Below are 25,196 nucleotides of genomic sequence, written 5' to 3'. Positions count from 1 at the left end.
TGTTTCCCTCCTTATGTGGTGTCTCCTACTTTACATAGTTTCCCACATTTAATGTATCCAACTTTTTAATTATTTTGACAATTCAAATTATTAAGACATTTGGACTAACCCATCATTTTCTCTAGTCGTATCAGCCGTAACAAAAAAAGCGTCACCGTTGAAGGTGACGCCAGTCATCAATAGACATCTTTTTGTGTGAAATGGTAGAACGCATACGCGAGAGCCGCTAGCGACCAAACGAATATGACGATGAGCGAGAACGGTAATGTCATCCCCTCGATCGGTGGGGCTTGCCCCTCGAGATAGGTATGAAGACCGAAGTTGACGTTCACCAAATATTTCGAGCTGTCCCAATTCGACCCGAGCGACGTGAGGAGCGGTCCTGAAATCAGGACGGCCATCATGATCCCAATCCCAGTCGCCGTATTTTTGACGATGACTGAGATCATGAGTGCGATTGTCCCGACGGCCGCGACGACGAACCAGGATAGGCCGACTGACATGAGCAAATATTGCCACATCGGCAGCGTATGGACGAAGTCGGTCGAGAACGTCCCGGTCGCCGAGGCTTGGAACCCAGTCAAAATCGGCGCGGTCCATCCGTCCCAACCGAGCACGATGCCAGAGATGACATAACTGACGAGTGCCGTGATGAAGATAAGAATCGACGTATACAGCAGCGTCGTCATCCATTTAGCAAGCAAAATCTTAAAGCGCCTTACCGGACGGGACAACAGCGTCTTGATTGTGCCATCATTATGCTCACCGCTGACGATATCGGCCATCAGGACGATGATGAAGAGTGGGAGCACGAGCGTCGTCCCTTGCGAGAAGAAGACACGCATGAACGTCGGCGCCCCAGGATAGTTCGGGTTAATATCATTATCTAAGTAATATTGATTCTGTTGGACCTGGAATTCCAAAATTTGACGGAACTCATCCTGAACGTTCGCCGAGGCGAGCCGGTTTTGCGTATCAACGATCTCTTGCTGTAAATCGACACGCCAGTCGATCGTTCCTTGTTCTTCCCGTTGTTTTTCGATCTGCCGGTAGTTGGCATACGTGAACATCGAGACGAGCACGATGAGAATGGTCGACACGACGAGAAGCCGACGTTTCTTATGAATCTTTAAGACTTCGTTCCGAATGAGGCCAAGGATTGACGGATTAGACAATATGGTCACCCCCGGTCAATGAGATAAACAATTCTTCTAGCGTCTGGACGCGTCGTTCGAGACCGAACACGTCGACGCCTCGATCGAGCAAGTAGCGATTCAATCGGGCCGTATCTTCCAGATTCATCGAGACCCGAATCGTCCGTTCATCGACAACGTCGGCGTGATCAATCGACTCGAATCCGCGGATGATCGGCAAGACTTCAAAACTGTCGGCCACGTGGACATCGACCGTCGACGCCAACTCATGAATCAGCTCCTCGACCGTGCCGACTTTCACGATTTTCCCGCGCGACATGATGGCGACACGGTCCGCGAGCAGTTCAATCTCGGCCAAGATGTGGCTCGAGACGAGGACGCTCAATCCTGTCTCTTCAACGAGACGGCGGATGAAGAGTCGAAGGTCACGAATCCCCATCGGGTCGAGCCCGTTCGTCGGTTCATCGAGAATCAAGACACGGGGATTGTTCAACATGGCCTGAGCGATGCCGAGCCGTTGCCGCATCCCGAGCGAGTAGGTCTTCACTTTATCATCGATTCGTGCCGTCAAATCGACGAGATCGATCACTTCTTGAATCCGGGCCTCATCGACACCGGGCAACATCCGCGCGAAGGCGTTCAAGTTCTCACGCCCGCTCATGAACTTGTACAGTTCCGGATTCTCAACGATGGCGCCGATTTGATTCATCGCCTGAACGAATTGACGTTCGACGCTGAACCCACAAATCGAGACGGTCCCGTTCGTCGGCTTAATCAATCCGACAATCATCCGAATCGTCGTCGTTTTACCGGCCCCGTTCGGTCCTAAGAAGCCGAACACTTCACCGGGGAACACATCGAACGAGATGTCATCGATGATTGTTTTTTTACCGATTACTTTTGTCAAATGGTCTATCTTCAATGTTGGTTGCATCATCTCACCTCTCCTACATTCTATCGGACTCGATCGCATCTGTCCTATTCGAACATTCACATAGGGCAGGTTCACACTTATTTGATATGATAGTTCTATAGAAAGTGAGGTCATCACATGAAAAATGGGAAATGGTATACGTTTTTAATCGGTTCTGTCTTCTTGACGGGCATCGCCCTATACGGTTTATGGATCGGTTACCAAGATATCGTCAATCCGCCGGAACGGACACTCTCGGTCAGCGAAGATACGAGACCCGAACCGGTCGGTGATGTTTACGTCGCACTCGGAGATTCATTGACACGCGGGGTCGGCTCTACATCAGGTGCGGGCTACGTCCAACCGGTCGGTGAAGCGCTCGAAGAGAATGATATCCGTACGCAGAATCTGGCCGTCTCCGGCGCCCGGACGGAAGACTTATTGGCGCAGCTCGAACAACCTGAAGTAAGACGCACGATTGAGAACGCCCGCTATATCACGCTCACGATCGGCGGCAACGACTTGTTCAACCGCGGCGAGAACGTCGACAATTTCGAATCGGTCGATATCGAGCAAGTCGTGACCGATGCGAAGACGAACTTGAATGATATCTTCGAACAAGTTCGCGGATTGAACGATACGGCGCAAATCGTCTATATCGCGCTCTATAACCCGTTCCAAGAGAACGAGAACGGTGAGGCGTTCAATCAATTGATTCTCGACTGGAACGCCTCCGCGGCCACGTTCGGCAACGCGCAACGCATCGATGTGATCGATCCGTTCGCTTACGTCTCGGACGTTGGCCGTGACCTTGCGACCGACCAGTTCCATCCGAGCGACCGGACATATGAGAAGTTAGCCGAGGACGTATTGTTCATCCTCGAATAAGCAACATGGCCTGATCGTCGCGAACAGGCCATTTTTCATCGTTCATATTTGACGAGCCAGCTCTCCCCGTCTCGTGTCATCATCGTCCCGAACCAGCCTGCCTTCAATAAGGCGACTTGTTGCTCCGTCTCGCCCATATCGAGCCACGTCGTGTCACCAGTCGGGCGCCAGTCGCTGTGCAGTTCCTTCATAAAAATGTAGCGCAGCTTTCCGCCATATTTCGGTTTGAGGGCACCGATGCGAAGGCCGAGGGCGAACTTGTCCTTCAGGCTCGGGATATTGAAAGGCGCCACGGTCGCACAGACGAGGTCGAACCGACTGCCATGTTCAAGCTCTTTCATGAGGAGCCTACCGAGATGTTGTTGCAGACCGTAGCCGCGGTAGTCCGGATGGACGTTCGTCACTTCTTGATACAAGATGCGGTCGAGCGCATCAAGCGGATAACCGATGTCGTATCCTAGATGCTCTTCGTCGAGCGGCGGGATGAGCAGGGCTCGGAACGCAATCAACGTCCCTTCGTGATACGCCCCAATCAATGTGCGGTCGGTCAACAGCTTTACGAACTCCTCAGTCGTGAGGGACTGGTACTGGCTTCCTTCCGTCAATGTGGCCATGACGGCCTGTTGCACCGCCTCGACTTGTGCGAGCTCTGTCATCGTCAAATAGTTGACCTCGATGTCGAGGCCGTTATAATCACTGCGCCACATGGTCGACCCCTCCGATGACATACGTCGCCGTCGTCAGCCGTGACAAGACGGCCTCATCGACGTCGACACCGAGACCTGGCTCATCGGACAGGCGGATGAACGGCAAGTCGTACATCAAGTTGCCGATGTCTTCGGCGAAACGAAGCGGACCTGTCAACTCGACCGATTGGACGATTTTGCTCGAGAAAGCGACATGGAAGCCTGCACTCGAGGCGACCGACGACTCGACCATCGACCCGATTTGACACTCGATGCCCGACATTTCGGCCATATGCAAGAGTTTTTTCGCCGGGTAGATGCCGCCACACTTCATCAGTTTGATGTTCACTTTGTGGGCGGCCTGCATCATCGTCAACCGACGCATCTCCGTCATGCCGCGCACGCCTTCATCAATCATGAGTGGCACCGAGATTTTCCCTTTCACTTCGACCATTCCTTCAAAGTCGTCAGCCTTGACCGGCTGTTCGACCCAATCGATGTGGAATGGCTCAAGCTGCTGCATCGCTTGGAGTGTCTTAGCGGCATTCACCCAGCCCTGATTGACGTCGACCCGAATCGGCACGTTTGGACCGACGGCACGCCGGACCGCCTCGACACGGCGTACGTCCGATGCGACGTCGACGCCAACTTTCATCTTGACGGCCGTGTACCCTTGTTCGATCTGTTCGCGAGCCTCGGCCGCCATCGCCTCCGGCTCGCCGATACTGAGGACGTGCGTGACCGGAAAGGCGTCGTGATAACGGCCACCGAGCAGATCATACACCGGAAGCCCAAGCTTTTTCCCGACGACGTCATGACAGGCGATATCGAGCGCCGCCTTCGCCGCCGGCACGTCACGGATGGCCCGGTCCATCACGTCGTGAATCCGTTCCATCTGCATCGGGTTTTCGCCGATTAAAAGCGGTCCGAGCACATGTCGAATCACACTGATTGTACTATCGAGCGATTCGCCCGTGACGTGTTCATCGGCGACGGCCTCTCCATAGCCGACGTGACCACATTCGGTTGTCAATTTTACAATCACTGACGGCATGTCGTCATAACGATAGTAACTGACGATGAACGGCACTTTTAACGGTAAACGAATCGCAAACAGTTCGATTTTCTCTATTCTCATATCCATTCTCCTTTACTTCTTACGTGTCATTAGCTATATTGTCGTTAAATAGTCGTTAAATTGCAAGGAGGAGTTTTGATGTCCATCCATATCGCCATCGTCGGATCACACGAATTCGTGGAGACGATTCGTTCGCTCGGTTCACCAGAGGACGTCCGGTTCGCCTATCATCCGTATGAGCATCCGCACGAAGCGGCGACCATCGCTCAAACGCTCGGCTCGTTCGACGGCGTCTTTTTTTCCGGCTCGTTCCCGTTCGCCTATGCGACCCCTTATTTTACCAACGTGGCGGCACATCACGTCGTCCAAGACGAGACTGTCCTCTTGACGACGCTTCTCTATGCGACGCTCACCCACTCGGTGTCGCTCAATCAAGTATCCCTCGATTTGGTCGAACCGGAACGGCTAACGTCCATTCTTGAGTCATTCCCGAACGAACGGGTCGCCCCCGTTGTGATGCGTATCCATCCCGAACTCGCATTCGAGGACGTCATCGCTTTTCACGCCAGCCATCAAGCCGGACAAGCGAAGCTGGCCATCACGAGCATCGAGCGCGTGCATCATGAACTCGTTCGTGCCGGATACAACAGTCAACTGATGATTGAGCCGACAACGACCGTCAGGCACCATCTCGATCGGTTGATTCAACAAGTTCGGCAACAGTTGGCCGATGCCGCCCAGTTCGCCATCATCCGCTACGACACGATCGATACGACGTTGCGTGACCACCTCGCCTCGGTCCGCTATCTGGGTGGACATCTTGAGTCCGCGGAGGACCATCACATCACGGTATTGACGACCAAAGGTGAGGTGATGAACGCGTTCGAAGAAGATACGCTCGCACCGAACGGGACGTACCGTATTGGAATCGGGTATGGAACGGACTATCAACAGGCGGACGAGCATGCTCAAATCGCCTTGTCTGCCGCAAGTAAAGAGCGCATCCGCATCGTCGATGATTCCAAACGATTATCGTTCCCGACCCGTGACGCGCACATCCCGTATCGCGTGACGGAACAACTTGCCTTCGACTTCATCAAACAAGCCGGAGTCAGCCCCGTCAATATCGGGAAGATTTTACAATTCGCCAAACGAAAGCACGAGTTCACGGCAAAAGAGTTGACCGACTACCTCGACGTGACCCGACGAACGACGGAACGGCTCATCAAAAAACTTCATGGCGCCGGCATCGTCGATGTGATCGGCGAAGAGATGAGTTATAGCCAAGGCCGGCCCCGCGCCGTCTATAAATTCAATTTCCCGACCTCATGAGGCCGGGAATTTTTTCATTGCGCCGCTTGTTGGTCGATCGATGGTTCTGCCCTTAACACAGCAATCCGTTCAATCGTGAAACCTGTGAACGCATAGATGATTGAAATGACCGGAACGACAAAGTTTAGAATGGCGTATGGCGCGTACTCGAACGCCCCGACGCCGAGTGTCCCGAGAATGAACACGCCGCACGTATTCCACGGGATGAAGACCGACGTGAGCGTGCCGCCATCTTCAAGCGCTCGCGACAAGTTCTTCGAATGAAGTCCCATCTTCTCGTAGGCACTGGCGAACATGCGTGACGGCACGACGATTGAGATGTATTGTTCGGAACATGATGCGTTCGTCGCGAACGCCGCTAAAATCGTCGAAGCGACCATTGAACCTGCCGTCTTCGCCAGTTTGACGATTTGATTCATGATGGACTGAAGCATGCCCGAGTATTCCAAGATGCCCCCAAACGTCATCGCGACAATCGTCATCGAGACGGTATACATCATCGCATCGAGACCACCCCGACTGAACAAGTTATCGACCAACTCATTGCCGGTATCAATCACATATCCACTTTGGAGCGCGCCGACACTATCTGAGAGCGAGCCACCCTGGACGATGACTTGCGCCAAAAAGCCAAGGGCGATGCCGACGACGAGTGCTGGAATGGCCGGCACTTTTTTCGCGACGAGCGCGATGACGGCGAGTGGAATCATGAGCAACCACGGTGAGATGACAAAGCTCTCTTTTAAAATATCAAGCGTCTGGACGATTTCCGACGAATCCGTCGTCGTCTCGCTGAAGCGGCGGCCGAGCCACCAATACGCGCCAAGCGCAATGATAAGGCCCGGGATAGTCGTATAGAGCATGTGACGGATATGGACGAATAGGTCCGTATGCGTCAAACCGGCCGCCAAATTCGTCGTATCCGACAGCGGCGACATCTTGTCCCCAAAATAAGCGCCAGAAATGACGGCTCCGGCGACCATCGGTGCTGGTATCCCCATACTTAGCCCGATGCCCATCCCGGCGACGCCGATCGTCCCCATCGTCGACCATGAACTGCCGATGGAGAGCGCGACGACCGCACAGATGATACAAATCGTCACGAGGAAATAGGCCGGTGAGATAATCGTCAACCCATAATAAATCATCGTCGCGACGACGCCTCCCCCAATCCACGCCCCAATCGTCAAGCCGACCAAAATGATGATGACGACCGCCGGCAAAGCGAGTCGAATCCCTTTGTACATCATCTCTTCAATTTCTTTCCACTTATAACCGTGTCGCCAGGCGACGAGTGCCGCCACCGCAGTCCCGATGATGAGCGGGATGTGTGGGCCTTGTTTTAATTGGACGATGGCTACGAGCATGACCCCGATCATGACAAGTAGCGGCAATACTGCCCAGCGAAGCTTCATGTCTACCTTGTTCCCCTGTTGTTCCATGTGTCTTCCTCCCCGATAGCGAAAGATTCTGAATTGTCGTTATATTGTCGCTAATAAGATGATGATAACGCTTACATTAAAAGATGGCAATAAAAAAATGAACGGAAGCGAATTCGCCTCGTTCATTTTGTCGTTCATGTCGCGTGGACGGCCCGTCGCAACGTATCGGCTAGTAGCGCGGCCGCTTCAGGAAGGACGTCGCGATCGAACGTCATCTGTGGATGATGGAGCCCTGGTGTCAAGTTGGCGCCGATGCCAATCATCGTCGCATCGAGTCCTGGCTGTTCGACCGTGTAGAAATGAAAATCGTCGCTACCTGACGTGATGATGCGGTCGACGAGTGCATCGGCCCCGAACCGCTGACTAATCGCTTCGGCCGCATGACGGCTCGAACGCTCGCCAATCAAGGCGCCTGGGGTGAAATCTTGCCATTCCCAGTCGATCGTCACTCCATGCAAGATTGCAATCTGGTGCAACATCGTCTCGACCCGGTCGCGCAACTCGAGCAGTTCCTTGTTCTGTTGGGCCCGGACGTCAATCGAGAACGTCGCGTTGCCCGGAATGATATTCAAATTCTCACTCCCGGCCTGGACACCTGTCAATTTAATCGAATGCGGCTCGAACGGCGACAAGTAGATGCTTTTGAGCATCTGTTGAATCGTGAAGATGACGTCTAACGCGTTCTGGCCTTGATGCGGCCGCGCGCCGTGGGCGTCGTCCCCGCGGATGCTGCCTTTCAAGAAGAACGCGGCCCCGTGTTGAATCGCAGCCGCATATTGACCGCGTTTCAGTTCTTCGAGCGGACGCAAGTGGATGCCGTACAGCTGACTGACGCCTTGTAACGCCCCGTGTCGAATCATCGCGAGCGACCCGTTTCCTTGTTCTTCCGCCGGTTGGAAAATAAAGCGGACCCGTTTCGGCAAGTGCCCATGCCGCAACTCATCGAGTGCGCCGAGCACCATGCTGATATTCGCATCGTGGCCGCAAGAGTGGTTGGCTTGGAACGTTCCGTCGACTTGTTGCCAAAGGGCGTCGATATCGGCCCGGACAGCGATGACATCATCTCCTTCACCAATCTCGGCGATGACGCCGGTGACGTCGGCAAACGTCTCGTGACGGACTTGCCATGACGTCAAGATGTCGGCAATCGTCTTCGTCGTCTCGATTTCTTTCCAGCTCACTTCGGGATGGGCATGAAAATGCTCAAACCAGTTCAATACGTTCGTCGTCATAATCGATCCCCCATATTATGTACTTATATTTTTTTGACCCCTTTAATCAATACCCATTGCAACGGCAATCGGGCCCACGTCACCCATTTCGGGAGCGGCATCTTGCCGAGTTTCGATGGCTTGAGCGCCATATTGATATTGGCCGGAAAGACGGCGATCAAAAATGCGGGTAAGGTGCTCTTCACGAATCGTGTCCCTTTGTTCGTGAGCAACAGCGCGCCGTAGACGACTTCGATGACACCGCTCGCTTGGACCATGAACCGTTTGAACGGCCATGATTTCGGGATAATTGACATGAACGCCCGTTCTTGGACGAAGTGCATGATGCCGGCCCCTAAAAATAAAATCCCATACAGTGTGCGAATCAATGGAACCCCTCCTTTTTTCTAAGCATAACAAAAAAGATGGGCTGTGTGCCCATCTTTACAATGCATCCCCATTCGCATTTTGAATCTCGACATCGACCGTCTCGGTCTTGCCGTCACGAACGTATTCGATTGTGACCGTTCCGTCCGTATCGCGAATCAGTTCACTCCGAAGGTCGATGAACGACGAGACGGCTTGATCGTTGATTTTCACGATGACGTCACGCGCTTCGAGTCCGGCCCGAGCGGAAGAGCTATTCGTCTGCACTTCGACGATAATCGTACCGGCCGTCACCGACTCCGGCAGATTGATTTGCTCGGTCAAGTACCCGGGTGGAAACTCGGACACGTCACGGAGCGACACGCCGAGCGATGGATGGTTCACTTCGCCCGTCTGTTCGATTTGGTTGATGAGCGGCAAGGCGATATCGACTGGAATCGAGAAGCCGACCCCTTCCACCGAATCGGTCGCAATTTTCATCGAGTTGATTCCGACCAATTGGCCCGATTCGTTAATCAAGGCGCCACCGGAGTTACCTGGGTTGATGGCAGCATCCGTCTGGATGACCTCGGCATTGAAATCGGCTTGTCCGTTCTCATCCGTATCGACCGGAACGAGACGGGACGTCGACGAGACGACGCCGCGCGTGACCGAGTTCTCAAACTGGCCGAGCGGATTGCCGATGGCGATGACAGTCTGTCCAGGCTTCAGTTCACTCGACTTCCCGATCGTGATGACGGATGAGACTTTGTCCGCATCGACTTCGAGCACCGCCAAGTCGTACGTGGCGTCACTGCCCATCAACTTGGCGTCCGCTGTCGATCCGTCATTGAATGTCACGGTCAAACGGTCAGCACCGTTGACGACGTGATGGTTCGTGACGATGTAAGCCGCGTCACCGTCTTTCTTATAGATGACACCCGAGCCGACACCAGCTTCGACCGATTCATTCGATAATCCGTTCGAAGCAAAATTGTTTACCGTCACGACGGCAGGTTGTGCGGTCGCGACCGCATCGATGACCGAGCTGTCCGCCGTCGTCGATGTCGTCTGGACCGGTGACCCTTCCGACGTCACGTTCGTATCAGACACGTTCGTTGGGACTTGATCGATGAACGGGAAGACGATGGCCCCAGTCAAGACAGCACCGATTACCCCACCGACAAACCCAGGGAACATCCGACCGACGAATGAAGGCCGGGCCGGTTGTGTTGCGCGCGACGGCTCGTGTCGTTGTTCGGACGAGCCAAGCTCGGTGTCGAGCCAATCCTCGCGGCGATTTGGTTCATTTGATTCTGTTGGACGATCGTTGCGTTCCATGTGTAATCATCTCCTATATGATGTTTCCTCTTTTATTATACCCTTAGTATAAGAGGCATACTCATCGTTGTGCGGAAATGAGACATCGATTACAAGATTCTTCACAATTTGCGTCAATTGGGTCAGACGATAACGTTTTTTAACGTCCCGAGTCCCGTGATGCTCACTTCGATTGTATCCCCAGATTGGAGATAGACGGGCGGTTTAATCCCATGGCCGACCCCCGCCGGCGTACCGGTGGCGATGATATCACCAGCTTCTAGCGTCATCCCTTTCGACAACGTCCGAATCAACTCTTCAATTGGACGAATCATGTCCGCTGTCGACCCGTTTTGGCGTGTCTCACCGTTCACGACCGTTTGAATCACAAGTGGAAACGAGAGCTCATCCGGTGTGACGATATACGGTCCGAGCGGACAAAACGTGTCGAACGATTTACCGCGGAAAAATTGGACGTGCTGTTTTTGAACGTCCCGGGCCGTGATATCGTTCAAAATCGTATAGCCGAAAATATGGGCGTCGACGTCGTCGATGTCCCGTCCTGATTTCCCAATAATGACGGCGAGCTCGCCTTCGTAATCGAGTTGGTCGGTCAGTTCAGAATGACGTTCGACGACAGCCCCTGGTCCAACGACCGAAGTCGGAGCTTTCGTGAAGATGACGAGTTTGCCGGCTCCCGCCGTATCCATCTCTTTCACATGCTCTTCATAGTTCTTGCCGATACAGATCACGTTTTTGAGTGGTCGGTATGGCGCGACGAGCGTGACGTCGGTCAATGGGATCCGAGGTGCGACGTCCAAATCAACATCCGGTTCAAACTCCCGCGCGATGACCTCTAACAACGAAGTCGTATGTAATTGGTCACTGACGTCATAAACAAACTCCCCTGCCACGACACCGACCCTTTGCTCTCCTTCAACTTGAAAACTACACCATTTCATCAAAATTCCCCCTTTTTTGCTAGTATACAAAAAATCGGGACGCGACGGTCCCGATTACACTTTGTTCAAGAAAATAATTCGCTGATTGCTCGACCCCCGAAATCGGAGCGACCGGTCCATGAGCGGCTGTTCGAAACGACCGTCGACGAGGACATCGGCACGATCGAGCACACTGGTAACATGTTCATCGTCCATCGCTTGTAACTGTTCGAACGTATAGCCTGTATACACCCACACATTTTTCTGAAGTGCCTTGCACCCGTCGACGAGCCGGGCTAGTGCTTCCGGTTGCAGGAACGGCTCTCCGCCCGAGACGGTGACACCGTCCCAACCGGATTGTTCGATTCGAGTGAGCAGGTCCTCGACTGGTACGTCTTCCCCACCTCGCGGGTTCCATGATTCCGGATTGTGACATCCAAGACAGCGATGAGGGCATCCCGCCGTAAAGATGACCGTGCGAATGCCTGGACCGTCGACAACCGATTCGTCAAGTACGGATAGGACGCGCATGATGCTTCACCCTCGCTCGTTCTTCATCTCGTTTCGCCGAATTCCATCGGTCCATCGTGCCGACCAGATAGCCGGTGATGCGACGAATCCGTTCAATCTGCTCTTCCTCGCCACACGTCGGGCACGCGGCATCGATCGTTCCCTCGAGTCCGCAGTTACCGCACCGGTCGACGGGATGATTAATCGATCCGTAGCCGACGTTTTCGGTTCGCATGAGCCGGACGATCGCTTCGACCGCTTCCGGGTTATGGGCGAGCGACCCGTCGACTTCGACATAAGTGATATGACCCGCGTCACAGAGCGCATGGTACGGTGCCTCCAACCGAATCTTGTCACGAATCGACACTGACTGGTATACCGGCACATGAAACGAGTTCGTATAAAAGGCGCGGTCGGTGACACCCTCGATCATCCCGAACGCCTGCTGGTCCTTCAATACGAACTTCCCAGACAATCCTTCGGCCGGCGTGGCCAAGAGCGAAAAATTTAAATCGTGCTGCTCTGCCGCCTGTCTCATCTGATCACGTAAATGAGTGACGATATCGAGTCCGAGACGTTCCGCTTCCCGTGAATCGGCATGCGTGCCGCCTGTGAGCACGCGTAGCGCTTCGGCGAGACCGATGAAACCGACGGACAACGTCCCTTGCTTCAGTACATCCCGTAGCTCTTCTTCCGGTTGGAGTCTCTCGCTGCCCCTCCAGACGTGTTGAGCGTAAAGGAAGCGGAATTCGTCGGCATGACGCTTCGCTTGATAGTCGTACCGTTCGAGCAATTGATCGATGGCGACGTCGACGTAGGCGTCGAGCGTCTCATAAAATGTATGGATGTCCGAAGCGACGAGCGCCATCTTGACCAAGTTCAAGGTCGAGAACGATAAATTGCCTCGTCCGATCGACGTCTCGGCGCCGTGACGATTCCCCATCACTCGTGTCCGACACCCCATATAAGCCACTTCTGAGTCATGACTCCCATCATAATATTGCAAGTTGAACGGGGCATCGACGAAGGAGAAGTTCGGGAATAGACGCTTGCCCGTCACGCGACAGGCGAGTCGGAACAAGTCGACGTTCGGGTCGGTTTCATGAAAGTTGACACCCTCTTTTACTTTAAAGATTTGAATCGGGAAAATCGGCGTCTCCCCGTTACCGAGCCCTCGTTCGGTCGCATGCAATAACTCGCGGATGAAAATTCGACCCCAACGGCTCGTGTCGGTCCCGTAGTTGATGGAGACGAATGGCACTTGGCCGCCTCCTCGCGAATGCATCGAATTAGCGTTATGAATGAACGCCTCACACGCTTGATACGTCGCTGTGATTGTCTCGGTCTCAGCGACTTCGAGAAGTTGCTCGGTCGACCATTCGACCGGAAGCTTCTTGAGCCGCTCGAGTTGACGTTCATACGTCTTTTCGACGTATGGCGCTAAATCGACATCGAACATCGGGAACGCTTGACCCCCGTGTTGCATATTCTGATTCGCTTGAAGAATGATCGAAGCGAGTGCCATCGCCGAACGGATGTCCTGGGGTGGTCGAATCGTTCCGTGTCCGGTATGAAATCCGTTCGTCAGCAACTCGCCGAGCGGGATTTGACAACACGTCGTCGATCCCGTCACGTAATAGTCGGCGTCATGGATGTACAAAAAGTTGTCTGCGACGGCCTGACGTGTCCGCTCTGACAACAAGTACATTGTCGACAGCTGTTTCGATACTTCCGAGGATAATCGTGCCAGTTTGCCAAGTGGTGATTTCCCGTCGACGTTGGCGTTCTCTTGTACGAGATCTTGATCTGGGAGAACACAGACATCTTCATAAAGCTGGAGCATGTTCACTCCGCATCACCTCACTATATATTGATAAGAATCGAGTTCATAACTCGATTCAATTCCATATATAGATTATGTCATGTTTGAGCATGGAGATGTGGAGTCTAAATTGTGAGCGTTGGTTGTGATATAAACGCAAAAACAGCCGAGCCCGCATATGGACTCGACCGTTCTTTCAAGTGATCCAACTTATAATTCTTTAGCCGGTTTCACGATTTTTAATTCAACTTCTTCTTTTTCCTCTGACTCTTGGGCTTCGCGCAAGCCTTTCGCGTTCAACCACGTATAAATCGCACCCATGAACAAGGCACCGCCGATGATGTTACCGAACGTGGCCGGAATCAAGTTGTGGATGGCGCCGGCAAAGCTAATCGCCTCAGGGTGTGGGACGACCAGCGTGAGCGCAAACAAGACGAAGTTGGCGATGACGTGATCAAATCCTGACGCGAAGAAGACGGCGACGAGGAAAATCATCGAGAAGATTTGAGCGAACTCATTTTTCATCTGTTTTGGTAAGAAAATCGCGAGACAGACCATCCAGTTACAGAAGATGGCACGGAAGAAAATCTCGACCGTCGTATGATGCATCTTGCTCTCGACGACCGAGAACAGCCAGTTGTCCATCCCGAGTTCTTGGATGACGCCGGTCGGGGCGAGCAACAAGGCGAACAAGACGCCACCGAGCGCGTTCCCGACGAAACAAAGTAACCAGACGAGCATCGTGTCGCTGAGCGTCGTATAGCCGCGTAACGTCGAGGTCGTGAAATACATTGTGTTCCCCGTGAACAGTTCGGCTCCGCCGTAGATGATCATGACAAGCGCGATCCCGAATGAGAACCCACCGATGAGTGTCGTGAACGGCGAATCGATCAAGTACATCCCGTTGACAACTTTAAGTGTGAAGATTGAAGCGAATCCGATAAAGATCCCCGCGAGCATTGCCCGTAAAAAGTATTCCATTGGCCGATAATGAATCATTTGCGAAGATGCCTGAGCTTTTTTTCGTAATGATTCGAGTGCATGGATTTCCATTGATGCCATGTCACAAACCCTTCTTTCTGTTTGAATGAACCCATATAATAAGAACGAACATGTGAAATCATTAACAATATAAGCCCGAATCCAATAAATTGCAATCGACCTTGGACCGTGTTGACATATTTTTCACATCGTAATCGTTTACATTTGTCGGATTTGTGACGAAAAAAACGACCCTTCGCAAAGGGTCGTTCGATACAGCTTATTCTTTGTCTGCAGACTTCTCTTCAGACTCTTCAGATGATGCCTCAGCCGACTCTTCTTCAGTTGCTTCGGCTTCACTTTCTGTCGTTGTGTCTGTGTCTGCCTCGAGCTCTTCAAGAGAGACCGGCTCGTTCACAGATGCGATTTGAAGCTCGCCATCCGAGACGATGTCATAGTCTTTGTTCTCTGGAATGTCAGATACCGTGACCGAGTCACCGATACCGAGTCCAGAAACATCGAGTTCAATGCGTTCCGGAATGTTAGCCGGTGTCGCCGATACTGTAACTTTATAGAGCGTTTGCGCCAAGAAGCCGCCTTCTTTGACACCTTTCGCGTCACCGACGAGTGTGACGTCCGCTTCGACTTCCGTCGCTTCGTCCATCTTCACGGCCATGAACTCGACGTGCTTGTATTCGTTCGTGAACGGGTCAACTTCAGTCCCGTGAACGAGCGTGTTTACTTTCTTGCCGTCAATGTTCAACTCGATTAGCGCGTTGTCACCGTGGTCGCGGAGAATTTTGCGAAGTGCCATCTCCTCGAATGCTACTGGTGTGCTCTCGACTTTATAGCCGTAGACGACACCTAGTACTTTACCTTCTTTACGCAAGTTTGCGCGGACCGAACGTGGTCGTAATTCTCGTTTCGTTACTTTAAGCGTGTCTGCCATAATCTTTTCCCCCTACTGGTTTATCGATCATGTCTACATCTTGAGGGTGAGGCAGTGAAAAAGCCACCTCTCAACCTCGATGCGTTGAGTGACATGTGTATATTGTTCCCATAGGCACCCGGACATAAACGTTACAGCCGATTAAAAAAAGATTACAAGCGTGTCACATAACCCGTTTGAACAACTTCTCAAGTTCGTACGTACTCCATTTCACCAAAATCGGTCGCCCGTGCGGACACGTATACGGGGACGTCGTCTGATTGAGGTCATGCAGCAATTGCCGCATCATCTCATGGTTCAATGGATGGTTCGCTTTAATCGACCGCTTGCACGCCATCAAGATTGACGCGTCTTCCCGATATTTGGCGAGATTGACAGAGCGGTCCCGAATCGCCATCTCAATCAAATCGCGGACCGTCCCTTCCAAATCATGCTGCGGGTACCACGTCGGAATCTCTCGGATGAGGAACGTGTTGCCACCGAACGGCTCCAAATCGAGCCCCGCTTCTTTCAAGAGCGGAGCGACTTCTTCAATCGCGAGCGTCTCTTCTTGCGTGAACTCGAGTGTGAGCGGGAGCAGCAACAATTGATACTCTTTGTCTGGATTCCCGAGTTGCTCATAAAACAATTCGTATTTGATCCGTTCCTGAGCCGCGTGTTGGTCGATGACATACATGCCGTCCTCGGCGCCGCAGACGATATAGCTCGCATGCAATTGGCCGATGACGTCGAGCGGCGGCAACCGCTCTCCTTTCGTCTCAATTGCGTCTGATTCGACAATCGGGTCGGTCGGTGCAGGCGCTTCATTGACGAGCGGGGTCGGTGACCATCGACTCGGTGACGTGACAGGCTCACGTGGAATCGGATAGTTCCACGTCGGCGGTTCATCCGTGACAGGTGTCCGTTCGACCGTGAAATCAAGTCGCTCTTGTTCGGTCCGATTGACCGGTCGCTCTTTCGGTTTGACCGACGGGATTAAACGCTGTTCCCGGAGTGTCAGTTGGACCGTCTCGCGAATCAACTGGCACAGCTCTTTCTCTTTCGAGAGTCGGACCTCCCGTTTTGTCGGATGGACGTTGACGTCAATCAACATCGGGTCCATGTTCACTTCGAGGACGGCAATCGGATAACGACCAATCGGGAGTAACGTATGGTAGCCCTCGAGTACACTTTGGGTCAACGCAAAGTTCTTGATGCTCCGACCGTTCAAGATGAGCGTCACGTACTGCTTGTTCGAACGCGTCACTTCAGGCCGGACGAGATGGGCGCTCAAACTATAGTCGTTCGTCTTGCTCGACGCGGTGACGATTTGCGCTGCAACTTGACGCCCATAAATGGCGAGCATGACTTGCTTGATGTCGCCATTCCCACTCGTCCGCAGGAGTTCCTTGTCTTCATGGAACGCCGTGAGGCGAACTTCCGGGTGGGACAAGGCGATCCGGTTCAACGTATCGGTGATGCTCGCGAGTTCGGTCGCCGACGTCTTCAAGTATTTGAGGCGGGCCGGTGTATTGTAGAACAATTGACTGACCGCTATCTCTGTTCCGACGTTTGCGGCGGCCGGTGTTTGCGCCGTAACGACACCCCCTTGGAGCGTCATCTCAAATCCGTCCTCTTCAGTTCGGCGTGACTTCAATGTCACATGACTCACTGAGGCGATAGACGCTAAGGCCTCCCCACGGAAGCCGAGTGTGCGAATCCGGAACAAGTCGTGCTCGTCCCGGATTTTGCTCGTCGCATGACGTAAAAAAGCACGCGGGGCGTCCTCTTCATAAAAACCATGCCCGTTATCCCGGACTTTAATGAGACGTATCCCGGCTTCCTCCAAATCGACTTCGATTTTTGTGGCACCGGCGTCAATCGCATTCTCGACGAGCTCTTTCACGACCGAGGCTGGGCGTTCGACGACTTCCCCGGCAGCGATTCGGTTGGCCAGTTGTTCCGGTAACTCTTGAATGATTCCCATTGACTCACCCCTTCTTCGCGGATTGTTGGAGCGCATAGAGCGCCTGCATCGCCTCAATCGGGTTCATCGCCAGCAAATCCAGGTCGAGCAGTTGTCGTTTGATGTCGTCTTCCGCCTCAAATAGTGACAGTTGGGCCACAGGTTCAGCCGGAGCCGGCTGTTCTACAGCTGCCCGTGCCGGTTTCGGTTCTGTCTCGAGCTCAGACAAAATCGTTCGCGCCCGTTCAATCAAATCAGGCGGCAAATCAGCGAGTTCGGCGACGTGAATCCCGTACGATTTGTCGGCCCGTCCCGGATGAACTTCATGCAGGAAGACGACACGTCCGTCCCGTTCAATGGCACGGACGTGCACGTTCTCAAGGGCTGGAATTGTGTCTTCGAGCACGGTCAACTCGTGGTAATGGGTCGAAAACAATGTTTTCGCGCCGATGGTGGCCGCGATATATTCGACGATGGCCTGTGCGAGCGCCATACCGTCATACGTCGAGGTTCCTCGTCCAATCTCATCGAGAAGGATGAGACTATCTGCTGTTGCTTCCGTCACCGCCTGACGTGTCTCCGTCATTTCGACCATGAACGTCGACTGTCCGCTCACCAAATCGTCGGCTGCCCCGATGCGGGTAAAGATGCGATCGAACAAAGGAAGTTCGGCCGCTTCGGCCGGCACGAATGAACCGATTTGATGCAGGATGGCAATCAGTGCGAACTGACGCATATACGTCGATTTACCGGACATGTTCGGTCCGGTGATCAAGAGCATGCGCCGCGTGTCATCGAGCGTCAAGTCGTTAGCGACGTATTCACCACGAGGCAATACCGTTTCGATGACCGGATGGCGTCCACGATCGATTTGGACGTGCTTCGACGTCGTCGGCCGGACATAGTCCCGTTTTTCGGCGACAATGGCGAGCGCGAGCAGGACGTCGAGTTCACTTAACGAGCGGGCCAGTTGTTGAAGTGGTTTCGTCTCTTGTTTGACTTCTTCACGTAACGTGACGAACAAGTCATATTCAAGCGTACAGCTCTTCTCCTCGGCACCGAGGATGAGCGCTTCTTTTTCTTTTAACTCAGGCGTGACATAGCGTTCGGCGTTCGTAAGCGTCTGTTTCCGTTCATACCGCCCCTCTTCGAGCAAGCGCGCATTCGCTTTCGTCACTTCCAAATAATAGCCAAAGACACGGTTATAGCCGATTTTCAGCGACTTGATGCCGGTCGCGAGCCGCTCTTGTTGCTCGAGATTGGCAATCCACGTCTTCCCGTTCGCTTTCGCCTCGAGCAGTTCATCGAGTTCGGCCGAATAGCCTGAACGAATCATGCCACCTTCTTTAATTGAGATGGGTGGTGTCTCTACGAGCGCTGCCTGAAGTCGTTCCGATAGCGCGTCGAAGGTGTCGAGCGTCGCATCGATGTGATGCAATCGCGTTGCCGTGACATTCGCGAGCAACTCTCGTACCGCTGGAATGCGTTCAAGCGTGTTCCGCAACTGGACAAGGTCACGTGCGTTGGCCGTCCCGTAACCGACTTTCGCGACGAGCCGTTCGATATCGTAGACGTGACGTAATTGCTCCCGTAATTGATCGCGGAGCATGAAATCATCGACTAAATTTTCGACGGCATCTTGGCGTTCACGAATCGCCTGTTCCGTATAGAGTGGCTGTTCGAGCCAACGTTTCAATAGTCGTCCCCCCATCGCTGTCGTCGTCTCATCGAGCAGGGCGAGAAGTGATCCTTTCCGTTCCCCGGACCGGGCCGAACGGAACAGCTCCAAGTTGCGGGCCGTGTTCGCATCGAGTTGCATATGGGCCTCAACCTCATAGGCGACAGCCGGCTGCAGGTGATCGAGGGCGCGTTTTTGCGTCCGCGTCAAGTAGGCGAAAAGGAGTTCGAACGCACTTACTTGCGCCTCGTCGCGGGCGCCGCTCGACAATGAGCTCGCCAATCGCTCTGTTTGCACCGACAGCGGAATGCCAAGTGATGAGAGATGGTCTGCCAATTCGGAGTCATCAACGATGATTTCGCTCGGGACCAATCCTTCGACTTCGCGTAGGACGGCCTCACGCGACGGTAAAGTCGTCAACCAAGATTCACCTGTCGTCACATCGCCGCGGGCGATTCCAAAACGGCCTGCGACGTTCACGACCGATAGTAAATACCGGTTCTCTTTCTCACCGAGCGCGGCCATATATGTACCCGGCGTGATGACTTGAATGACTTCACGTTTGACAAGTCCTTTCGTCGCTTTTGGATCTTCCATCTGCTCACAAATCGCCACGTTGAACCCTTTTTCAATGAGTTGCTCGATATAGATCGCAGCGGAATGATGCGGGACCCCGCACATCGGAATCGGGTGCTCGGCGTTTTTTCCGTTTTTCGCAGTCAATGTCAATTCGAGTTCTTTGGCGACGATTTGAGCATCTTCAAAAAACAGCTCGTAAAAGTCACCGAGCCGGTAGAAGAGAAAGGCGTCTGGATAATCGGCCTTGATTGAAAAGTATTGTTTCATCATCGGGGTTTGATGTATCGTTTCCATTCGTGTTCACCTCTAGAAATTAGAACAGCTGACCAAAGGCCAGCTGTCTGTTTGTTAGTATCCGCAGCCGCCGCGTGATTTCTCCGCTGCCATGCCGCTTCCTGTTTTACCGGCGAGAACGTCACCGTCCGTCGATTCGATAATGCGATCTGTCACCGAGTTGGCGAGTGTGACCGTCACGTATTGAAGCAAATCGTTCACTTCGACTTGCGTCTCTTGGAACGCCTGAACGACCGGAATCGAATCGAGTTCGTCCATCGCCTTGTCGATTTTTAGCTCGACTTTGGCGAGTGCTTCCGTCTTCCCGTAGTGCTTGCAGTTGACGGCTTCTTTTTGTAAGTATTTGATACGCTTAATCAACGTTTGAACGCGCTCACTTTCGTTCACTTTCGTTTCCGCTTCTTTGAAGCGGGCCACTTCCGGCGTGCTCGCCAATAAGTCGGCTAATTCTCTCGCTTTTTGAATCACAGTTTGATCAGTCACCATCGTAAACCCCTTTGCTCTCTATGATTGAACGCACGTCTTTACGCACGCAAGTATTCCTCATCATTCTACCACGAACTTATGGCAAACGGTACCGCATCGATTCACTTCGAGACGGTCGCCGTCCGAACCATATCGACGTGGGGAATCCCATCCTCTAAGTACTCCTCGCTCGTTCGTGTGAACCCAAAGCTTGCATAGAACGGCTCCACGTACGTTTGCGCTTGCAAATACAAATCGCGATCCCCAAAGTCGGCCACGGCTTCTTGCATCAAGCGCCGCGAATGGCCTTGTCCCCGATGCGTCGATTTTGTGACGACACGACCGATGGCGATTGGCGATTCATCCTCGAGGACACGTAACGCCGCAATCGGGCGACCGTCTGCCTCAATCCAGTAATGGACCGCCGTCACATCTTTCCCATCGACTTCTTGGTACGGGCAATCTTGTTCCACGACAAAGATTTCGGTGCGGAGCGCCAATAACTCATAGAGCTCTCTCGTCGTCAATTCGTCAAACCGTTTTTTCTGCATCTCAACTTGTCCCCCTCATAACTTCGAACCGAGCGCTCGGGCGACGTGGAGCCCGCTCGTCATCGCCCCAATCGTCCCGGCACCTGGAAACACCGTGTCGCCGCAAACGTAAAAATTCGGAAGGTTCGTCCGATAGCTCGCCGCATGGAATAACGCTTGTTGCGGTGTTTGGGCATATCCACCGACCGCACCGTGCGGACGTTTCGTATATTTCACCCATGCCCCCGGTCCGCCCGGAAGCAACAACGACGATGTGCCTGTCCAACTCGGGAACGCCCGTCGCACTGCCTTGACGAGGCGCTCGGTCCATTCTGTCTCTAGTTTCTCATACGTCTCCTTGTCTTTCCAAGCCTGCCACTCCGACAAATCGATATGGGTCGAGACGGTCAATGTTCGTTCCGGCCGTTCGGTTCGGCGCGTATCGTCCGCATCCGACATCGAAATGAAGGCGTGACCTGACGGCAAATCATCACTATATACTTGTTGGAAGAGCGGACGTCCCGTGCACGCCGCTTCCGGTAACGTGATATACAGACTGAACGTTCCCCATTGCGACCGTTCTAGTTGACGGCCGTACTGTCTCTGGAACTGTCGAGCCGTTTGTCCCGTGACCAACTGAGCGGTCGCCTCGAGCGGGATGGCCGACACGACCACATCGACGAGGTCGAACCGACCACGGCGATCGGTCAACAACCAGCCTTCAGCAACCCGCTCGATTTTAACGATTTGTCGTCCGAGGATCGTTTTTCCATCGTCTCTTCGAATCGACCGCTCCAATGCGTGGGCGAGTGTGTACAATCCCCCATCGACGTAATATGCTCCCTCATGGTAAATGGATAGCGCGACGGCCGCGAGCAAATGGCTCGCCTCGCGGGCACCGGTCTGCAAGCTATCGAGCAAAATCCCGTCGATGACCCGCTCGAACGCGGTCCCGTTCAATCGATGCCGTTTTAACGTTGTACCGAGTGGTCGATACAGCTTCCGGAACGACCGGAGCTGTGCCGGTCGAAACGCTCGTATCGCAACCGATGCGTCACGAATCGACCGAAACGGCAACGCCGGTAGCGTCTCAAACAAAGGACGGATCGTCTCGAAATCGGTCCACACTTCATTCAAGAAAGCACGAATTCGCGGAGCGAGCTCTGGAAATATCGACTCAAGTTCTGCTAAAAACAGATCCCGGTCTTGATGATAATGGACAGTCTGTCCGTCGAGATGAATCTGCATCACCTCGGTTAACGGGCGAACGTCAATCGTTTCACCTAAGTAGGACAAGACTCGCTCATGCAGGCCGCCCGGTTCAAATCCCATCCCGAGCGTCGCCCCGGCCGGGAACCGATAGTCCCCACGTTCGAATTTTCCGGCACAACCACCCCATTCTCGTGACGACTCGTATACGGTCACGTCATGGCCGATTCGGCTCGCCAGCGCACCCGTCGTCAATCCGGCAACTCCTCCACCGATAATCCCGATTCGCATATTGAATCCCCTCCCGCCTTCATCATACATGGCTTCCTGAAATCCGAGACATTTCAACGTGTTCCTTAGACATATTTCACCGGTCAGGCAGGGTTCTGCCGGTAGATGGCGAAAAAATCGATAAAGGACAGGTGAAACCATATGCGAAGTCGGGTCATCATTTATCTGCTCATTCCAATCTTGATTTTTATCGGTATTTTGATCACACCTCCATCCGAAGAATCACAAAAAGTCGCCACCATGACGGCTGTCAACATTCAGGAGATGATTCCGTATGAACGCGAGTACACGGCACAAAAAGTGTTACTCGAGGAAGTGAACGATGGCCGCGAGGCAATTATCGAGGAGTGGCGGCTCGAACGCGGGGCGCGCACGACTTATAGTTACGTGTTACGACTCCAAGGGTTCGATACGGTGATTCAAGTCGATGCTGGGGCGGCCAACACGCGCTCGGACGGCTATTATGCCATGCAAGCGCACAGCCCCGTCTTTGAAGCGGACGAACCGCTGTCAATCGGTTATCCGATTGTGCTCTTCGCCAGCGAGCAACGGCTCGTACTGAACCAGATGGAAGTACGCGTCCTATACGAAGAGGACGGTGTCATTGAAAAATGGCGTATCCTTGAATCCACAGACTCCTAACAAAGGCGGAATCGATATGAATCTCACGTTTCAACGAGCAACCGAATCACAACTGACCGAAATTTATAGTCTTGCAGGCGTCAACCGCGAAGAAGCAACCAATCACGTCTCGGCTGATAACCGGGAAAAGATGGTTGAAGCGTACGAACACTCTGCGAAATTTGGTGCCTATTTCCTCTGTCTCGTCGATGGTGAGACGCTCATCGGCTGGACGCAAATCGATAAAGCGTTCGACTATTTGACGGGTGCAGAGGTCGGTTGGGTGAACGACCTGTATATCAAGCCCGCGTTTCGCGGTCACGGCTATGCCAAACTATTGATGCGAGAGGCGCTTGCCACGTTCAAACAGATGGGCTATACCGATGTGCGCCTGAATGTGTATGCTCACAATCAAACGGCGATGCAACTATATGAACAACTCGGTTTCACAGACGTCAGTAAATTTATGAAGATTGACATTTGAAAGGTGGTATTCGATGCAAAAAATACTTCTCATCGGCTCAGGAGGTTCGGGCAAATCGACGCTCGCCCGCGTGTTGGGAACTCAACTCGGCATCGACGTCCATCACTTAGACGCCTTACTATGGAAACCAAATTGGTCACCCGCCACACGGCAAGAACAAATTAGAACGCAGTCCGCATTGATTGGACGCGATTCATGGATCATCGACGGCAATTATGGGGGCACGCTCGACTTGCGCCTTCATGCTGCCGACACGATTGTATTTCTCGACTTGCCGAGGATCATTTGTACGTATCGCGTCTTGAAGCGCATGCTTTCCTATCGTGGCAAGACACGTCCGGACATGGGACCAGGTTGTGAGGAACGGTTTGACCCGAAGTTCTTGAAATGGGTGTGGGATTATCCGAAATCGCAACGCCCGACTGTGATCAACCGATTGCAAGCCCTTCCTGATAACAAACAAGTCATCATATTGCATTCACGGACAGAGGTTCGTGACTTTATAACGCGCGTCGGTACGGAGCAACACCTATGATTCCTAAACTTGAACCAATTGTAGCAGCGAAGACGTTCGTCACAACGCGTTTCCCCCACTGTCGGGCCGCACTGCTCGCCGGGAGCGTCGTCCGTGGTGAGGCGACCGCAACGTCGGATTTAGACATCATCATCTTCGACGACACCCTCGTCTCGTCTTTTCGGGAGTCGTTCATCGAGTCCGGATGGCCCATCGAGCTGTTCGCCCATAACTTGACGTCGTATCGGACGTTCTTCGAACAGGATTGCCGGCGCGCCATTCCATCGTTACCGAGAATGGTCACCGAAGGCATCATCTTGAAGGACACAAATATCGTCGAAGACATCAAGCGTGAAGCGAGAGCCTTGCTCGACAGCGGGCCCGAGGCTTGGTCGGACGAGACGATTGAGATGAAGCGATACTTCCTGACCGATGCACTCGAGGATTTGATTGGATGCACCACTCGGGCAGAAGGGTTATTCATCGCGGGCACTCTCGCCACGTTGGTCTGCGAGTTCATCCTGCGCACGAATCGACAATGGACGGGATCTTCCAAATGGACGTACCGCGCTCTCGACCGCTACGATGCGCAAGCAGCCCGAGAACTCGTCACTGCCCTTGAGGCGTATTATCAAACGAACGAACCCGACGCGCTCATCCGTTACGTCGATGAGACGCTCACCCCGTTCGGCGGCCGGTTGTTCGCCGGATTCAGCCGCGGGAAATCAAACGAAACGTGAGGGTATCCCATGTTCTTTCTTCAAATGTCCGGTTTCCCTGGGTCCGGCAAATCGACGCTGTCTCGGGAAATCGCTCGACGACTGGATGCGGTCATCGTCGATTACGATGTCCCGAAGACGGCACTGCTCGAATCGACTTCACAACACCCACTTATGCATACGCTTACAATCGATATGAATCGCCCGTTCGAAGCGTATTTATCCGAAGTCATCGCTATCTCCAAGCGATTGATTGACCACCTGATGCATCCTG

At 53.3% G+C, this 25,196-nt stretch carries 24 protein-coding genes and 1 pseudogene; 7 read left to right on the top strand and 18 right to left on the bottom strand.

Annotation, left to right across the window (positions count from 1 at the left end; translation table 11 throughout):
- Positions 1–176: 176 nt before the first annotated feature.
- A complete protein-coding gene (locus KNP67_RS03375) occupies positions 177–1,175 on the bottom strand; it encodes an ABC transporter permease (protein WP_021067298.1) in 999 nt (332 codons plus the stop codon).
- Positions 1,168–2,088 (bottom strand): ABC transporter ATP-binding protein, encoded by a 921-nt coding sequence (locus tag KNP67_RS03370; protein WP_031200222.1) that lies wholly within the window; start codon positions 2,086–2,088, stop codon positions 1,168–1,170. The genes KNP67_RS03375 and KNP67_RS03370 overlap by 8 nt, the downstream gene beginning before the upstream one ends.
- Positions 2,089–2,205: 117 nt before the next feature.
- On the opposite strand from KNP67_RS03370, the gene KNP67_RS03365 reads away from it, so the two are divergent.
- Positions 2,206–2,955, top strand: coding sequence for a GDSL-type esterase/lipase family protein (locus KNP67_RS03365; RefSeq protein ID WP_021067296.1), 750 nt, complete (start codon positions 2,206–2,208; stop codon positions 2,953–2,955).
- 35 nt (positions 2,956–2,990) lie between these two features.
- Here KNP67_RS03365 and KNP67_RS03360 read toward each other — a convergent pair whose 3' ends face one another.
- Both KNP67_RS03360 and KNP67_RS03355 read right to left on the bottom strand, forming a co-directional pair.
- Positions 2,991–3,662, bottom strand: a complete 672-nt coding sequence (locus KNP67_RS03360) for a hypothetical protein (protein WP_214755887.1) — start codon at positions 3,660–3,662, stop codon at positions 2,991–2,993.
- Complete coding sequence (locus tag KNP67_RS03355; protein WP_214755886.1) at positions 3,649–4,779, bottom strand: mandelate racemase/muconate lactonizing enzyme family protein; 1,131 nt, start codon at positions 4,777–4,779, stop codon at positions 3,649–3,651. Before KNP67_RS03355 ends, KNP67_RS03360 begins: the two co-directional genes overlap by 14 nt.
- A gap of 78 nt (positions 4,780–4,857) precedes the next feature.
- On the opposite strand from KNP67_RS03355, the gene KNP67_RS03350 reads away from it, so the two are divergent.
- Complete coding sequence (locus KNP67_RS03350) at positions 4,858–6,051, top strand: HTH domain-containing protein (protein ID WP_214755885.1); 1,194 nt, start codon at positions 4,858–4,860, stop codon at positions 6,049–6,051.
- Between the two features lie 14 nt (positions 6,052–6,065).
- Here KNP67_RS03350 and nhaC read toward each other — a convergent pair whose 3' ends face one another.
- The 14 genes from nhaC to KNP67_RS03280 form a co-directional block, all read right to left on the bottom strand.
- Complete coding sequence (nhaC, locus tag KNP67_RS03345; RefSeq protein ID WP_214755949.1) at positions 6,066–7,466, bottom strand: Na+/H+ antiporter NhaC; 1,401 nt, start codon at positions 7,464–7,466, stop codon at positions 6,066–6,068.
- Positions 7,467–7,627: 161 nt separating this feature from the next.
- A complete protein-coding gene (locus tag KNP67_RS03340; protein WP_214755884.1) occupies positions 7,628–8,725 on the bottom strand; it encodes an amidohydrolase in 1,098 nt (365 codons plus the stop codon).
- Positions 8,726–8,748: 23 nt separating this feature from the next.
- Positions 8,749–9,093, bottom strand: coding sequence for a DoxX family protein (locus tag KNP67_RS03335; protein WP_214755883.1), 345 nt, complete (start codon positions 9,091–9,093; stop codon positions 8,749–8,751).
- A 55-nt stretch (positions 9,094–9,148) separates the two neighbouring features.
- Positions 9,149–10,411, bottom strand: coding sequence for a S1C family serine protease (locus tag KNP67_RS03330; RefSeq protein ID WP_214755882.1), 1,263 nt, complete (start codon positions 10,409–10,411; stop codon positions 9,149–9,151).
- 122 nt (positions 10,412–10,533) lie between these two features.
- On the bottom strand, positions 10,534–11,352 hold the full coding sequence (locus tag KNP67_RS03325) for a fumarylacetoacetate hydrolase family protein (RefSeq protein WP_214755881.1): 819 nt from the start codon (positions 11,350–11,352) through the stop codon (positions 10,534–10,536).
- A gap of 54 nt (positions 11,353–11,406) precedes the next feature.
- Positions 11,407–11,862 (bottom strand): anaerobic ribonucleoside-triphosphate reductase activating protein, encoded by a 456-nt coding sequence (gene nrdG, locus KNP67_RS03320; protein WP_214755880.1) that lies wholly within the window; start codon positions 11,860–11,862, stop codon positions 11,407–11,409.
- Positions 11,840–13,684 (bottom strand): anaerobic ribonucleoside triphosphate reductase, encoded by a 1,845-nt coding sequence (locus tag KNP67_RS03315; RefSeq protein ID WP_214755879.1) that lies wholly within the window; start codon positions 13,682–13,684, stop codon positions 11,840–11,842. The genes nrdG and KNP67_RS03315 overlap by 23 nt, the downstream gene beginning before the upstream one ends.
- A gap of 189 nt (positions 13,685–13,873) precedes the next feature.
- Positions 13,874–14,716: a formate/nitrite transporter family protein gene (locus KNP67_RS03310; protein ID WP_371819376.1), complete on the bottom strand. Its 843-nt coding sequence runs from the start codon at positions 14,714–14,716 to the stop codon at positions 13,874–13,876.
- 208 nt (positions 14,717–14,924) lie between these two features.
- Positions 14,925–15,593 (bottom strand): 50S ribosomal protein L25/general stress protein Ctc, encoded by a 669-nt coding sequence (locus tag KNP67_RS03305; RefSeq protein ID WP_214755877.1) that lies wholly within the window; start codon positions 15,591–15,593, stop codon positions 14,925–14,927.
- Between the two features lie 163 nt (positions 15,594–15,756).
- On the bottom strand, positions 15,757–17,559 hold the full coding sequence (gene mutL, locus KNP67_RS03300; RefSeq protein WP_214713713.1) for a DNA mismatch repair endonuclease MutL: 1,803 nt from the start codon (positions 17,557–17,559) through the stop codon (positions 15,757–15,759).
- 4 nt (positions 17,560–17,563) lie between these two features.
- Positions 17,564–20,089 (bottom strand): DNA mismatch repair protein MutS, encoded by a 2,526-nt coding sequence (mutS, locus tag KNP67_RS03295; RefSeq protein ID WP_214755876.1) that lies wholly within the window; start codon positions 20,087–20,089, stop codon positions 17,564–17,566.
- 54 nt (positions 20,090–20,143) lie between these two features.
- Entirely contained in the window at positions 20,144–20,575 is a 432-nt protein-coding gene (locus KNP67_RS03290; RefSeq protein ID WP_021067281.1) for a YlbF/YmcA family competence regulator, read from the bottom strand.
- A gap of 101 nt (positions 20,576–20,676) precedes the next feature.
- A complete protein-coding gene (locus KNP67_RS03285; protein ID WP_029595612.1) occupies positions 20,677–21,105 on the bottom strand; it encodes a GNAT family N-acetyltransferase in 429 nt (142 codons plus the stop codon).
- Positions 21,106–21,120: 15 nt separating this feature from the next.
- Complete coding sequence (locus KNP67_RS03280) at positions 21,121–22,584, bottom strand: phytoene desaturase family protein (protein WP_214755875.1); 1,464 nt, start codon at positions 22,582–22,584, stop codon at positions 21,121–21,123.
- A 141-nt stretch (positions 22,585–22,725) separates the two neighbouring features.
- Here KNP67_RS03280 and KNP67_RS03275 point away from each other — a divergent pair, with 141 nt between their 5' ends.
- The 5 genes and pseudogenes from KNP67_RS03275 to KNP67_RS15350 form a co-directional block, all read left to right on the top strand.
- On the top strand, positions 22,726–23,226 hold the full coding sequence (locus tag KNP67_RS03275) for a hypothetical protein (protein WP_029595614.1): 501 nt from the start codon (positions 22,726–22,728) through the stop codon (positions 23,224–23,226).
- A gap of 16 nt (positions 23,227–23,242) precedes the next feature.
- Complete coding sequence (locus KNP67_RS03270) at positions 23,243–23,689, top strand: GNAT family N-acetyltransferase (RefSeq protein WP_051627733.1); 447 nt, start codon at positions 23,243–23,245, stop codon at positions 23,687–23,689.
- A gap of 13 nt (positions 23,690–23,702) precedes the next feature.
- On the top strand, positions 23,703–24,224 hold the full coding sequence (locus KNP67_RS03265; RefSeq protein ID WP_029595616.1) for a DNA topology modulation protein: 522 nt from the start codon (positions 23,703–23,705) through the stop codon (positions 24,222–24,224).
- Positions 24,221–24,943, top strand: a complete 723-nt coding sequence (locus KNP67_RS03260; RefSeq protein WP_029595617.1) for a nucleotidyltransferase domain-containing protein — start codon at positions 24,221–24,223, stop codon at positions 24,941–24,943. Before KNP67_RS03265 ends, KNP67_RS03260 begins: the two co-directional genes overlap by 4 nt.
- A 9-nt stretch (positions 24,944–24,952) precedes the next feature.
- Positions 24,953–25,078: pseudogene (locus tag KNP67_RS15350) on the top strand (P-loop nucleotide/nucleoside kinase family protein); the annotation flags it as partial.
- Positions 25,079–25,196: the final 118 nt, after the last annotated feature.

Source organism: Exiguobacterium sp. s157 (assembly GCF_018618205.1).
GTDB lineage: Bacteria > Bacillota > Bacilli > Exiguobacteriales > Exiguobacteriaceae > Exiguobacterium > Exiguobacterium chiriqhucha.
The sequence above is the reverse complement of the archived record's forward strand: the minus strand, read 5'-3'. Positions and strand labels throughout refer to the sequence as shown.